The organism is Dasania sp. GY-MA-18 (assembly GCF_024734385.1).
GTDB classification, from domain to species: Bacteria; Pseudomonadota; Gammaproteobacteria; order Pseudomonadales; family Dasaniaceae; genus Dasania; species Dasania phycosphaerae.
In genome coordinates this window covers 1-12,926 of record NZ_JANHAP010000001.1, presented here as the reverse complement: position 1 = coordinate 12,926, position 12,926 = coordinate 1, and the positions used below count along the sequence as shown (strand labels likewise).

Annotated in this window: 13 protein-coding genes and 1 tRNA gene; 13 read left to right on the top strand and 1 reads right to left on the bottom strand. The window is 48.8% G+C overall.

Translation table 11 applies throughout. The annotated features are described in order from the left end of the window. Window positions 1–12: 12 nt before the first annotated feature. The 12 genes from ruvA to NO559_RS00015 all read left to right on the top strand — a co-directional run bounded on the left by ruvA (window position 13) and on the right by NO559_RS00015 (window position 8,668). Window positions 13–618 carry a Holliday junction branch migration protein RuvA gene (gene ruvA, locus NO559_RS00070; RefSeq protein WP_258329721.1) on the top strand — a complete coding sequence of 202 codons (606 nt, stop codon included), beginning with the start codon at window positions 13–15 and terminating at the stop codon, window positions 616–618. A 6-nt stretch (window positions 619–624) separates the two neighbouring features. Next, window positions 625–1,632 (top strand): Holliday junction branch migration DNA helicase RuvB, encoded by a 1,008-nt coding sequence (ruvB, locus tag NO559_RS00065; RefSeq protein WP_258329720.1) that lies wholly within the window; start codon window positions 625–627, stop codon window positions 1,630–1,632. Between the two features lie 45 nt (window positions 1,633–1,677). Next, the gene (ybgC, locus tag NO559_RS00060; RefSeq protein WP_258329719.1) at window positions 1,678–2,076 is read left to right on the top strand and encodes a tol-pal system-associated acyl-CoA thioesterase; all 399 of its coding nucleotides are present in this window, start codon (window positions 1,678–1,680) and stop codon (window positions 2,074–2,076) included. Window positions 2,077–2,273: 197 nt separating this feature from the next. Beyond that, window positions 2,274–2,972: a protein TolQ gene (gene tolQ / locus NO559_RS00055; protein ID WP_258329718.1), complete on the top strand. Its 699-nt coding sequence runs from the start codon at window positions 2,274–2,276 to the stop codon at window positions 2,970–2,972. Between the two features lie 4 nt (window positions 2,973–2,976). Then, complete coding sequence (gene tolR / locus NO559_RS00050) at window positions 2,977–3,396, top strand: protein TolR (protein WP_258329717.1); 420 nt, start codon at window positions 2,977–2,979, stop codon at window positions 3,394–3,396. A 6-nt stretch (window positions 3,397–3,402) separates the two neighbouring features. Beyond that, a complete protein-coding gene (locus tag NO559_RS00045; protein WP_258329716.1) occupies window positions 3,403–4,125 on the top strand; it encodes an energy transducer TonB in 723 nt (240 codons plus the stop codon). Continuing rightward, a complete protein-coding gene (gene tolB, locus NO559_RS00040) occupies window positions 4,122–5,417 on the top strand; it encodes a Tol-Pal system beta propeller repeat protein TolB (RefSeq protein WP_258329715.1) in 1,296 nt (431 codons plus the stop codon). Before NO559_RS00045 ends, tolB begins: the two co-directional genes overlap by 4 nt. 217 nt (window positions 5,418–5,634) lie before the next feature. Then, entirely contained in the window at window positions 5,635–6,144 is a 510-nt protein-coding gene (pal, locus tag NO559_RS00035) for a peptidoglycan-associated lipoprotein Pal (RefSeq protein ID WP_258329714.1), read from the top strand. Window positions 6,145–6,164: 20 nt separating this feature from the next. Continuing rightward, window positions 6,165–6,947, top strand: coding sequence for a tol-pal system protein YbgF (gene ybgF / locus NO559_RS00030; RefSeq protein ID WP_258329713.1), 783 nt, complete (start codon window positions 6,165–6,167; stop codon window positions 6,945–6,947). A gap of 175 nt (window positions 6,948–7,122) precedes the next feature. Continuing rightward, complete coding sequence (gene queE / locus NO559_RS00025) at window positions 7,123–7,767, top strand: 7-carboxy-7-deazaguanine synthase QueE (RefSeq protein WP_258329712.1); 645 nt, start codon at window positions 7,123–7,125, stop codon at window positions 7,765–7,767. A 3-nt stretch (window positions 7,768–7,770) separates the two neighbouring features. Continuing rightward, window positions 7,771–8,469, top strand: coding sequence for a 7-cyano-7-deazaguanine synthase QueC (gene queC / locus NO559_RS00020; protein WP_258329711.1), 699 nt, complete (start codon window positions 7,771–7,773; stop codon window positions 8,467–8,469). 123 nt (window positions 8,470–8,592) lie between these two features. Continuing rightward, window positions 8,593–8,668 (top strand) — tRNA-Lys (locus tag NO559_RS00015). A 32-nt stretch (window positions 8,669–8,700) separates the two neighbouring features. Here NO559_RS00015 and NO559_RS00010 read toward each other — a convergent pair. After that, on the bottom strand, window positions 8,701–9,876 hold the full coding sequence (locus NO559_RS00010; protein ID WP_258329710.1) for a site-specific integrase: 1,176 nt from the start codon (window positions 9,874–9,876) through the stop codon (window positions 8,701–8,703). Between the two features lie 2,071 nt (window positions 9,877–11,947). On the opposite strand from NO559_RS00010, the gene NO559_RS00005 reads away from it, so the two are divergent. After that, window positions 11,948–12,814 (top strand): phage integrase N-terminal domain-containing protein, encoded by an 867-nt coding sequence (locus NO559_RS00005; protein WP_258329709.1) that lies wholly within the window; start codon window positions 11,948–11,950, stop codon window positions 12,812–12,814. Window positions 12,815–12,926 lie beyond the last annotated feature (112 nt).

The following is a 12,926-nucleotide window of genomic DNA, read 5'->3' as shown; positions in this document are numbered from 1 at the left end:
GAGAATATTTGTATGATAGGTCGTATACACGGCGTTTTATTAGAGAAGCAAGCCCCCACGCTACTCGTCGACGTGCAAGGCGTGGGCTATGAAGTACAAGCCCCTATGAGTACGGTTTACCAGCTGCCCGCCATAGGTCAGGCAGTAACCTTACACACGCACCTGGTAGTACGCGAGGATGCCCAGCTGCTCTATGGCTTTGCCGAGTTGCGTGAGCGGGCGCTGTTTAAAACCCTTATTAAAGTCAGTGGTGTTGGCCCCAAGCTGGCGCTTACCCTATTATCGGGCATGGAAACTGACGACTTTGTACGCTGTGTGCACGATAATGACGTCGCCGCGCTGGTGCGCTTGCCCGGTGTGGGCAAAAAAACCGCCGAGCGTTTACTGGTAGAGCTGCGCGACCGCCTTAAAGATTGGCAAACCTCCAGCACCAGCGGCTTGCCACTGATGGCCGCCGCCGCAGGGCCGGATTATGCTAGCGAAGCCGAGAGTGCTTTAATCGCCCTGGGGTATAAGCCGCAAGAGGCCAGCAAAGCCATAGCCAAAGTAAACGATGGCGATGCCCAAAGCAGTGAAAGCCTGATACGTTTAGCGCTCAAAAACATGGTAAATAAATAAGCCACTATGATAGAAATCGACAGGCTAATAGCCGCCACCGAAGAACCTAACGAAGATATTATCGATAGAGCCATACGGCCCAAAACCTTGGCCGATTACTGTGGCCAGCCGGTGGTGCGCGAACAAATGGAAATCTTTGTACGCGCCGCTACCCTGCGCAAAGAGCCTTTAGATCACACCTTGATTTTTGGCCCGCCGGGTTTGGGTAAAACCACCTTGGCAAATATCCTGGCCAATGAAATGGGGGTGTCGCTTAAAACCACCTCGGGGCCAGTATTAGAAAAAGCGGGTGATTTAGCCGCTTTAATGACCAACCTAGAGCCCGGTGATGTGCTGTTTATAGACGAGATACACCGGCTCAGCCCGCATATAGAAGAAGTGTTATACCCCGCCATGGAAGACTATCAGCTGGATATTATGATAGGCGAGGGCCCGGCGGCGCGTTCCATTAAGCTAGAGTTGCCCCCTTTTACGCTGGTAGGGGCTACCACCCGTGCCGGGCTGTTAACCTCACCGCTGCGTGATCGCTTTGGCATAGTACAGCGGTTGGAGTTTTACTCGGTCAAAGACCTCAGCCATATAGTACAGCGCTCGGCCCAGCACCTAGGGGTGGCTATGAGCGAAGAGGGTGCCCATGAAATCGCTAAGCGTTCACGCGGCACCCCGCGTATCGCCAATCGCCTATTGCGACGGGTACGCGATTACGCCGAGGTGAAAAGTAATGGCGCAGTTGATGCCGCCACCGCTGACTTGGCGCTGAATATGCTCAATGTCGATGATCAGGGCTTTGATCAGTTAGATAGGCGTTTACTGCTAGCCCTGTTAGAAAAGTTTGACGGCGGCCCCGTGGGGCTGGATAACCTCGCCGCAGTTATTAGCGAGGAGCGCGGCACCATAGAAGATGTACTAGAGCCTTATCTTATTCAGCAAGGCTATTTAGTGCGTACGAATCGCGGCCGCATGGCTACCCGTAAAGTCTATGCCCACTTCGGCTATGACTACCCTGAAGGCTAGTAGGCCCAACTTGTTAACCACTGCAACCTATAAGTTTACATAACTATGAGTCACAACTTCGCATGGCCACTGCGGGTGTATATAGAAGATACCGACGCCGGCGGCATTGTTTACTACGTCAATTACCTTAAGTTTATGGAGCGCGCACGCACCGAGTATTTGCGCAGCTTAGGCTTTGGTAAAAACTATATTTTTAACGCCGAGCTGATGTTTGTAGTGCAAAGCGTCAATACTGAATACCTTAAACCCGCCGCTCTAGATGATGAGCTTAGTGTTAGCGCAACGGTAATTGCCGCCGGTGCCTGCCAGCTGACTATGGAGCAATTAATTTATCGCGGCAGTGAACTGCTATGCCGCGGTGTAGTCAAAATCGTCTGCGTTAGCCAGCAGGGTATGAACCCTAAGCGCATCCCCAAGGCCATGCGCGAGGCGTTACAGTTATAGCGCCTATCGCCTTGTGGCGGCTTGGTCGCGTTTAGCTAGCCCTGAGTTAAGCGATAACTGCCGCTGCACAGCTCAAAACATAAAATAAAGCTATAAATGCGAACCCATAGTGCTTAAACAGGCTTATAAGTTACCGCAAGGGCGGTTAAACTAGCCGGCATTTACACACCAACAACGCTAACAATAATGGAGCGACCGTGGCTGAAGAACTCTCTGTCATCGATTTAATTCTCAACGCCAGTATTACCGTGCAGCTGGTTATGCTAACGCTGTTTTTAGCCTCGGTGATTTCCTGGTTTATGATTGTGCAGCGCATGTTTTATTTTCGTGCTACCGATACGGCTATGCGTGTGTTTGAACAGCAGTTTTGGTCGGGTATAGATTTAAGCCAGCTGTTTCGCAAGGGCACCGCCAATACCGAAGCCGGTAAGGCAACAGTGGGTATGGAAAATATTTTTCGCGCTGGCTTTAAAGAGTTCACCCGCCTGCGCCAGCAGGGCCATATAGATCCAGATGCCATCATTGAAGGTGCTCAGCGTGCTATGCGAGTGGCCTTGTCTCGCGAAGAAGAACAAATGGAAAAGCACTTGGCCTTTTTGGCCACAGTAGGTTCCACCAGCCCCTATGTGGGCTTATTCGGTACAGTATGGGGCATTATGGGGGCCTTCCAAGGTTTAGCCATGATGCATCAGGCCACTTTGGCCACCGTGGCGCCGGGTATCTCTGAGGCTTTGGTTGCTACGGCTATGGGCTTGTTTGCGGCAATACCGGCGGTGGTGGGCTTTAACCGTTTCTCGGCTCGCTTTGAATCCTTAATGAATAAGTACGAAACTTTTTCTGACGAATTTATTAGCATATTGCACCGCCAAACCCACAGCAGCGCGGCGAAAGGGTAGCGCCATGTCTAGACGACATAAACGCCGCAAGCCCATGTCAGAGATTAACGTGGTGCCCTACATAGATGTGATGTTGGTGCTGCTGATTATCTTTATGGTCACTGCGCCCATGCTCATGCAAGGGGTTAAAGTAGAGCTGCCCAAGGCCGCTGCTTTGCCAGTGGGTAAACAGGATAACGAACCCTTAATCGTGTCGGTAAAGGCCGATGGCAGCTATTACATTAATCTGGGTGATGATCAGGAAAAGTCTGCCTCACTAGGGGTGATACAAGATAAGGTCGGTAAAATTTTACGGCGTAAACCCGATACCGTGGTGTTGGTGTGGGGTGATCAAGCTGTGCCCTATGGCGATGTGGTTACGCTAATGACAGTGTTACAGGCTGCCGGTGCCCCTTCGGTAGGCCTAGTGACTGAGAGCCCCTAGTCTGCCATGTTAAAGTCGCTGACTCTGCCCTTGGTTATAACTTTGCTAATACACAGCTTAATTGTGGCTGCGCTGCTGATCGACTGGTCGGGTGAGCGTACCGTGATCAAGCGGCAAACACCCAAATATGTAGAGGCCAAGCTGGTAACGCTGGAAAAACCCAAAGCCCAACCCAAGCCCAAAGTTAAAAAAGCGCCGCCACCCAAGCCGCAGCCCATCAAGCCGATTATAGAGGCGCAGCCCAAAGAGCAGCCCAAGGTATTGAATAAGGATGTGCTAGACCCCAATAAATTAGCACAAGAGCAACAGCGTTTGGCTGAGCAGCGTCGCCTGCAGGCCGAAAAAGATAAGCTGCTGCAAACTGTGGCGGCCGATATTGCCGATGCGATTAGCGATGAGCAAGAGACGCAGCAGGAGCTAACCGAGGCGGAGTTAGCCAACAGCCTAATCGCGCTGATCACTCAGGCTATAGAGCGCAACTGGAGTCGTCCCGCCAGCGCCAGAAATGGTATGGAGGCCGAATTAGTTTTAGATTTAGTACCCACAGGTGAAGTGATAAATGTCAGCGTGGTAAAAAGCAGTGGCAATGTGGCCTTTGATCGCTCGGCAGTTGCGGCGGTAAAACGCGCCCGGCAATTCCCCGAGTTGCAGCAATTGCCCCCCAAAGTGTTCCAAGAACAGTTCCGTCGTTTGCGAATGAAATTTAAACCAGAGGATTTACGCCGGTGAAGCGTGTTTTTTTATTAGCTATAACAACCCTAGTACTGCTTAGCGCCACAGCGCAGGCTGAGCTAACCATAGAGATTACCCAGGGGCGTGATAACCCAACCCCTGTGGCTATAGTGCCCTTTAGTTGGCAGGGGAGCAGTTCCTTAGCCGAGGATGTGGCACAGATTGTGGAATCCGATTTGTACCGCAGCGGCCAGTTTGCGCCTATGCGACGCAGCGATATGTTGGATCACCCGCACAGCGCCAGCGAAGTACACTTTAGTGATTGGCGTCGCTCTAATACAGATTATTTGGTGGTAGGCCGTCTAAGTGAAGTGCTGGGGCAGGTACAGGCTGAGGTAGAGCTGTTTGATGTCTACGGCCAAAAATCCATTTTAACGATTTCAAAAACCGTAGCCAAAACTGCGCTGCGCGATTTGGCACACCATATTAGCGATAAGGTCTACCAGCAATTAACCGGCATACGCGGTGCCTTTAGCACCAAGCTGCTGTATGTTTCTGCGGCGCAACGGGGTGTGGGTGAGTTTACCTATAGGCTGCTATTGTCGGATATAGACGGTGCTCGCGAGCAGGTGTTAATAGAGCAAAACCAACCCTTGTTAGCACCAGCTTGGGCCCCTGATGGCCGCCGTATTGCTTATGTGTCTTTTGAGACTACCCGCTCAGCAGTTTACATATACGACCTCGCAAGCAAACAGCACACCCAAATAACAAATTTTACCGGTATTAATGGCTCGCCTAGCTGGTCGCCTGATGGCACTAAACTGGCCATGGTGCTTTCAAAAGATGGCAGCCCCGATATTTATGTGATGGATTTAGCTAGCCGTCAATTAACGCGGGTTACTCGCCACTATGCGATTGACACTGAACCTTCGTGGCTGCCCGATGGTAAATCTTTGGTTTACACCTCTGACCGTGGCGGCAAGCCGCAAATCTACCAAGTAACCTTGGCCAGTGGTTATGAAGAGCGTTTAACCTTTGAAGGCCAGTACAATGCCCGTGCCAGAGTTTTACCCGACGGTCGCGGTATTATTATGGTGCATCAGGGTGAGGGCGATTTTCATATAGCGTTAATGGATATAGAGCGCGGTGATATAGAAATATTAACCGAGACTGCGCTGGATGAATCCCCCAGCATAGCGCCCAATGGCACTATGCTGTTATATGCTACCCAGCATAGAGGTAAAGGTATTTTATCGGCGGTATCGGTAGATGGCGGGGTTAAATTTCATCTGCCGTCACGCTTTGGTGACGTGAGGGAGCCTGCTTGGTCACCCTTTTTAGCAGAATAAGTAAAAAATGCTGGTTAGCTCGCAAAACTACAGCTATTTTAATAGCTCAACGACATATTAATAGATAAACTATGCGCGCTAACATTGCGTAATGAGTGGGGGGCTGGCAGTATAACCTCACTCAAAAGTGTATATAGCAGTTGCGCTTAGCTGTACATGGTTTGTTACTGTCTAAACAACGAAAAATTTAATAACTGCTCACGACCTAGGATGAAAAATGAATACAAATAAATTATTAATAGCCTTTTTCTCATGTGCTTTGATGGTTGGTTGTGCGTCTAACCAGACGGATGACAGTGACCAAGCAGCTGCCGCCAAGGCCGCTGCCGAACAACAAGCCGCTGCTGAAGCTGCCGCCAAAGCAAAAGCCGCTGCTGAAGCGAAAGCAAAAGCTGAAGCCATGGCAAAACTTAAAAACGTTTTCTACTTTGAGTTTGACCAAGCCACTTTGTCTGCTGATACCCGTGCTGATTTAGATGCACAGGCTGCGTTCTTAAAAGGCAGCAACAGCAAAATTCGTTTAGAAGGTCACGCTGATGAGCGCGGTACTCGCGATTACAACATGGCATTAGGTGAGCGTCGTGCTAACGCGGTTGCCAACTACCTAATTGTTAACGGTGTAGAGCGCTACCGTATAGAAGTGATCAGCTACGGTGAAGAGCGTCCAGTTGCTAGCGGTAGCAACGCAGCTGCTTACGCTAAAAACCGTCGCGTAGAACTTAAGTAATCAATATAGAGAAGGTTAGTATGCCAAAGCATGCCCCCTCCATAGCCGCGCTGCTCAGCAGCGCGGCTTTTCTATTTTCACTGCCTGTGTTTTCGCAGGTAGAGGTGGTAGATGCCTCCATCAGCCATAAACCTATGCCCGTGGCCGCTGCACCAGAGCAAGCTCAGCTGGGTAATGCGCAGTCTCAAGGCGAATTGTTTTATCAGCTGCAACTGCTGCAAGATGAAGTTCGTATGTTGCGCGGTATGGTTGAAGAGCAAGCCCACCAGTTAGAGCGTTTTAAGCAGCAGTCTACCGAGCGCTATATAGATGTAGATAAGCGCTTAGGTACATTGGTGGCTAATAGTGGCGCAGCAAATGACTCAGCTGGTGCTAGTGATAGCTCTGCCGCCATGTCGATTGATAAGCCCAGCAGCGAAGGCGAAAAAGACGCCTATGATGCGGCGTATAGCTTGGTGCCTAAGCGTCAATACGCCCAGGCCATTACCGCTTTCCACAGTTTTTTACTGGACTTTCCCGATGGCAAGTATGCTCCTAATGCCTACTACTGGTTGGGTGAGCTTTACCTGGTAGTTAAACCGGTAGATCTAGAGGCCTCGCGGCAGTCTTTTACCCAATTGCTAGAGCTATACCCCAAGCATCCCAAAGAGTCGGATGCAATGTATAAGCTGGGTACTGTCTACTTCTTGAAAGATAACAAAGAGAAATCGCGTTTTTGGCTGGAGAAGGTCGTCGCCCAGTACGGCAAAGGGGTTAACTCAGCGGCAGATAAAGCCCGCGAGTTCCTGCGCGATAGGTTCTAGTAAGTCCACATTGTAGGTTGTTTTTTGAACCGCAGCTGGCGACAGCTGCGGTTCTTCGTTATTATGCGCGCATTTTAAGGCTATCACTGTAGCCGCCACGTTTTTCCGCTCTTAGACTGTTTAGCTAACAAGCTGTGGACTTTAAAGCGGGCTCTCACCATATAGAACCCAATGAATGACTGATTTACGCATTACCGAAATTTTTTACTCCCTGCAGGGCGAAACCCGCACTGCAGGCCTTGCTACCGTATTTGTACGCCTAACCGGCTGCCCGCTGCGTTGTGGCTACTGCGACACAGAATATGCCTTTCACGGCGGCGAGAAGTGGTCGCAGCAGCGTATTTTGGACGAGGTGGCCAGTTATAAGCCTCGCTTTGTTACCGTTACCGGTGGTGAGCCGCTGGCGCAGAAAAACTGCTGGCCGCTATTAAAGGCACTCTGTGATCAGGGTTATGAGGTCTCCTTGGAAACCAGTGGCGCGATTAGTACCGAGGGGGTAGATGAGCGTGTGGTGAAGGTCGTGGACTTGAAAACCCCTGGCTCGCAAGAAGTTGGCCGCAATGACTACCAAAACATGCAGCGCCTCAACCCTCACGATCAGGTTAAATTTGTTATCTGTAATCGTGAAGATTATGAATGGGCAAGATTTAAAGTGGATGAATATCAACTGCTTAGCAAAGTGGATGAGGTTTTATTCTCCCCCAGCTTTGGCGAAATAGACGCCACTGAGCTGGCCAACTGGATAGTCGAAGACAACCTAGCGGTGCGTTTTCAACTGCAATTACACAAACTTTTATGGGAAGACGCAGCAGGGCATTAAGGCATGACAGCAATAGCAACACCGGATACAGCGAAAAAAGCAGTAATTTTAGTCTCAGGCGGCTTAGACTCCGCTACTGTTTTAGCCATGGCCAAAGCCGAAGGCTATGCCTGTTACACCTTAGCCTTCAACTACGGCCAGCGCACCTTGGCTGAGTTAGTGGCCTCAGAGCAGTTGTCACAGCAAATGGGCGCCGTAGAGCACAAGGTGATTAGCTTAGACCTAAGCAGCATAGGCGGCTCAGCACTTACCGACACAGCCATAGATGTGCCGGAATGTGGCGGTGAGGGCATACCCGTTACCTACGTGCCCGCTCGCAACACGGTATTTTTGTCTATAGCGTTGGGTTGGGCTGAAGTGCTGGGGGCGCAGGACATATTTATAGGCGTCAATGCCGTGGATTACTCCGGCTACCCCGATTGCCGCCCCGAATACATCGCGGCCTTTGAGACCTTAGCCAACCTGGCCACCAAGGCGGGGGTAGAAGGTAATAAGCTAACAATACGCACACCGTTAATGAATCTCAGCAAGTCTGAAATCACTGCCAAAGGCCTAGAGCTGGGTGTTGATTACGCATTAACCGTTTCCTGCTACCAATCTAACGACCAAGGCGAGGCTTGCGGCCACTGCGACAGCTGCCATTTACGCCGCGAAGGTTTTGAGCGTTTAGGCGTAACCGACCCAACTCGTTATATGAGTTGATAGAAAAATAAACAGGTTGTTTTAAAAGTAGGCAGAACGCGAAGAAAAACAGAAAAAAAGTAAAAAAACTCTATAAAAGGCTTGTTTTTTATCATCAAAACACTATTATAGCGCCACTTTCTGGGGCCGTTAGCTCAGTTGGTAGAGCAGTTGGCTTTTAACCAATTGGTCGCTGGTTCGAATCCAGCACGGCCCACCATTATTAGTAAGCATTTCAATTGCTTACAAAGCTCAAAAGGCTGCCTTCGGGTGGCCTTTTTTGTTTTCTTCCGACACTTTTCCGACATTCCTCATTTGTGCGTTTTTATGCACTAGAGAGAGCGTTGGTGTTTGTGCAATTCCTCGGCTTACAACTTTTTCTGTGGCAGTCAGCAGTTCGTCAATTTCTGCGGCCGAATAGTGAGTTGTGATATCACCATTCGCATGCCCCAATAAAGCTTTACGCGTCTCCAGTGGTACACCTGCTGCTCTCAGTCTACGTCCAAAGGTATGACGGAGATTGTGTACACCTTTCAAGACACCAGCATGGGTGGGCAAACCTGCCTTCTTCCATGCGTGCCGCCAACCACTGCTGTGTAGCCTTTTCATCGGCCGCCCCCTGTACGTAAAAACGTAGTGGGGGTCGATGCCACGTCTGGCTTCAATAACACTACCGGACACTGAGTTGAGAATCACAATTCGTTCTGTTCCATTCTTGGTGATGGTTTCCGGTAAAACAAAAACTGAAACCCCTAGATCTTGAACAAATATTTCCCAATCCCATCGCAGCATGCATACCTCTAATTCCCTGCATCCTGTGTGTACTGCGTAGAGCGCTGCATCCGCTAAATGTCTGGGCAAGATCTTAAACAACGTATCCTGCTCAGCCCATGAAAGGGGGTAAGCTTTTGCTTGACGCCCTTTTGTGGATAGCCTTGTTATCTTTGGCGGAGCCTGCCTTAACCAGGGTCTACCATCATCATGCCGCCAAACCCGTGCGGCTCGGTTGAGGATTGCCGTGATGACGACGAGAGCATTATTGATTGATTTAGGCGCTAAATCGCGCTTTGCCTCGTTATCAATAAAGAGCTTAAGCGTTCCATCATGTATCTGCTCCAGCGGTAAATGACCGATGAAAGGCAGCATTTGATCAAGATGGATCGCTGCGGCAACTGCAGACGACTTATGGGCAATATCCTCAAGATAGCGTAGAGCGGCTTCCTCAAAGGTATAAATAGCCAGTGATCGTCTTTCTGTCTCCTGCCGAACGTTTGCTAGACGTTGTATCAGGTATTCCTCTGCCTCAATGCGGCTAGCCGTTCCCGTGCTTTCACGGAGCCAGCCACCTTCGGCGTGTTTACAGCGTTTTTCAATGTGCCAGATGTCGCCTTTAAGGCGGAGCCCTGGCATTGTGTTGCGTTTTGACATACATCGTCCTCCAGTTTCGAGGCTTTAGGACGACGCCCATTGCACTTAACATAGTTATCTATCCAAGCGTCAATTTCAAGTAGTTCAAAGGCGACCGACTGTTTTCCTAAAGGTATTTCAGTTAGGTATGGGCGGACGTCCTTGTTGAATTTATTGCGATCGATACCCATATAAATGGGGGCATCACGTAACCTGATAAGACGAGGAGGAAATCTGAGTTGTGCCATGGACTGTGTCAGCCTGAGTTGTACATGGCCTAATACTAATTTGATGGGTCGATTAAAAGGTAGGGCTTAGCGTTCAACGTATTTAGAAAGATAATTCTTTAATGTGCTTGAGGTTATAGGCAAAAGCAGTAAATTAAGTATCGATATATTTATGAATAGTGACTCAAGCTTAATCTCGCCCTTAAAGGATTTTAAGGGCTGATAAGGTCGTGCAGTCTGCTCTCGGCTTGACAGCAGATCATTTATTCCAGATGAATTGAAGGTTGTCGAAAAGTTCCTTAATCACCTTTCTTGTGTTTGTGAGGCTTAAGTGATGGTGTATTCCCGGGAGTTTTTTTATTATCCCGTTGACGCCTATCTGGTTTCCCAGTTGATTTAGCGGTTTTTTTTGGCCCTGGTTTAATTCCCATAGTTCCTTTCTCCTTTTGTTATTAGTCCTGTTTTTAAGTTTCAAATGCTACTTCTTTTAGCTATTACCACTACAGCTGCCAAATTTATTCAAGCGGCGACAGGCTGTCCAATTATAGATTCTTATAATCCCACAAAATAGTACCGGTAATTTTACAAAGTTGCTCTCACCCGTATGGGTGGTTTTTGTAATGTCCGTTCAGTGTTCAAATCAATGAACGCCGAAACCAGTTCGCACCGCTTATGACCGCTTTATGCTTCACTATAAGCTAAAGATTGTCAGCCTTTTCATTATTACTTTTAAGTGCATTAATTGATTAACGAGCGCAGCGCCCGGCTGCGCTTCTGAACCGCTGGCGAAGCGTGGGGGTAGCAAATGGCCAGTGGCTCACCGGAAGCCGCAGCTAAGTGAGTGAGCGAAGCGAGAGAATCTGAACGGGTGAGGAAGCGCGAAGCCTTGCACTTGCCATGCGCGTGGGGCAAAGCCCCTAGCAGCGATTTATAGTAGTTTGAATACTTAACGGCCTGTTAAAGCGATCTGTAGCTCCTGTGAATAATCAGATGGGTGCTTTTAGATGTAATATTAAGATTACCCTCAATCTTATTCATCACTTTTTTACCCTACGTCACTGCAAATAAAATGCAGTGACGTGGGGTGCGGCCCCTTACGAAATCTGACCTGCAGTAACTTTTCTAACATGCCGAAAGCATTATTAGGGTTCTTCTAGTCCAACACATCGACAATACAAATTCCATATGTGGCTATTGCATCCTCAATAGCAAACCGGCTCGAAAGAGCTTTTCAAGTTGACTCACGCAACCGCGATGAGTGACTTATCACTTAGCTTTATACGTAAATAAGGAGGAATGCCTGGCAAAAGAAAGTAAAGCTGTCTAAAGCGTGAAAACGAAACAGCGTCGTACCCATCCGGGGATTGGCACTGTTGGTTATGCCGCTATTCAGGTTTGTGGGAGTGGTGTCCCGTGACGTTAGTAATCAATAAGATTGCTTCTCCATTCACTGCGGTGGCTGGACAGTCATAAACACTGACCAAGACTTTAACACCGCACTGTTCCAGTTTTATGATGACCGTTTTGAACGGTCGCATGTCTGTTTCGAGAGACTCTTTGTCTGTTCTGAACAGTCATTTCTATACAAGAGCAGACAGCAAACCTGACCGGAACGAATAGACAATTAAAAACAGTTCACCCTATCTAATAGGGGTCGGAAAATGGCCCCGAAAGGCTGTTGAAAAATTCACATGTAATTTTTTGAGGGATGTGTTCTCCTTTTTTCGCTCTAACAATGGTTCTGCTGGTTTATTTTTCCAGTTCGTAATGAATTTTACTTTCCTGGCTGAAAGGTTTTTCCACGACTAAATACTCCCCTTTGTCGAGAATATAAACACGTTTTATTTCTCGACGAGGAGTTGTCTGTGAAAGATCTAAACTATCAATTAAAGAGCCTGTGCGAACGCAATCAGGATGGCAGTCGCAGTACGCAAGCTGAACGTTTTCAGTTGTTACAAACGATGGCCAGTCACCTTAATGAGCTGGGCTATCGGCGTATGGAGGTTAAATCTCTCAAGCCAAAACATGTTGATGCGTTAGTGGCTAAATACCTCGATGAAAATCTTGCGCCGGGTACGATCAAGAATCGCCTGGCCGATTTGCGTTGGTGGGCTGAAAAAATCGGTAAGCAAAACGTCGTCGCTAAAGATAATGCCTACTACGGCATCGAGTCTCGTGTTTTTGTTACCAATGTATCGAAAGCGCGTGACCTGGATCTTGAGCTGCTCGAAAAAATCAGCGACCCCCATTTAAAAATAAGTCTGGAGCTACAAAAGGCCTTTGGCCTGCGACGAGAAGAAGCGATCAAATTTAGCCCAGACTACGCAGACCGAAATACATTTATTCGATTGAAGTCTACCTGGTGTAAAGGAGGGCGGGCACGAGAAATCCCTATACGCACAGATGAACAGCGCGATGTTCTAAGGCGGGCGCGGTTAGTGGCCGGGAAGGGCTCATTGATTCCGTCGCATTTAATGTATGTGCAGCAAATGCGACTCTATGAACGTGAGGCGCAAAAAGTAGGTTTATCCAAGTTACATGGTTTACGTCATCGCTATGCACAAGAGCGCTATCTGGAGCTAACTGGCAAACACGCACCGGCCTGTGGTGGTCCAATTCGTGGTGAGTTGAGTGAAGAGGAGCGTGCCAACGATACGGTGGCTCGATATGCGATTTCTCAGGAGCTTGGACATGAACGCGAGCAAATTACAGCGGTTTATTTGGGGCGGTAGCACGTTATGTTCAGTTCAACGACAATCGCTCGTTTTATAAGGCTTTGGCCTTGGATTACTGAACATAACATTTCAGAATTGACCTCCCGGTGGCCACCGGCTGCCGATTACT

What these genes read in the sequence shown, in the direction of transcription:
- ruvA (WP_258329721.1), top strand. Translation starts at nt 13, where the DNA reads ATGATAGGTCGTATACACGGCGTTTTATTAGAGAAGCAAGCCCCCACG.
- pal (WP_258329714.1), top strand. Translation starts at nt 5,635, where the DNA reads ATGAATACAAATAAATTATTAATAGCCTTTTTCTCATGTGCTTTGATG.
- queC (WP_258329711.1), top strand. Translation starts at nt 7,771, where the DNA reads ATGACAGCAATAGCAACACCGGATACAGCGAAAAAAGCAGTAATTTTA.
- NO559_RS00045 (WP_258329716.1), top strand. Translation starts at nt 3,403, where the DNA reads ATGTTAAAGTCGCTGACTCTGCCCTTGGTTATAACTTTGCTAATACAC.
- NO559_RS00010 (WP_258329710.1), bottom strand. Translation starts at nt 9,876, where the DNA reads ATGTCAAAACGCAACACAATGCCAGGGCTCCGCCTTAAAGGCGACATC.
- ruvB (WP_258329720.1), top strand. Translation starts at nt 625, where the DNA reads ATGATAGAAATCGACAGGCTAATAGCCGCCACCGAAGAACCTAACGAA.
- tolR (WP_258329717.1), top strand. Translation starts at nt 2,977, where the DNA reads ATGTCTAGACGACATAAACGCCGCAAGCCCATGTCAGAGATTAACGTG.
- queE (WP_258329712.1), top strand. Translation starts at nt 7,123, where the DNA reads ATGACTGATTTACGCATTACCGAAATTTTTTACTCCCTGCAGGGCGAA.
- ybgC (WP_258329719.1), top strand. Translation starts at nt 1,678, where the DNA reads ATGAGTCACAACTTCGCATGGCCACTGCGGGTGTATATAGAAGATACC.
- ybgF (WP_258329713.1), top strand. Translation starts at nt 6,165, where the DNA reads ATGCCAAAGCATGCCCCCTCCATAGCCGCGCTGCTCAGCAGCGCGGCT.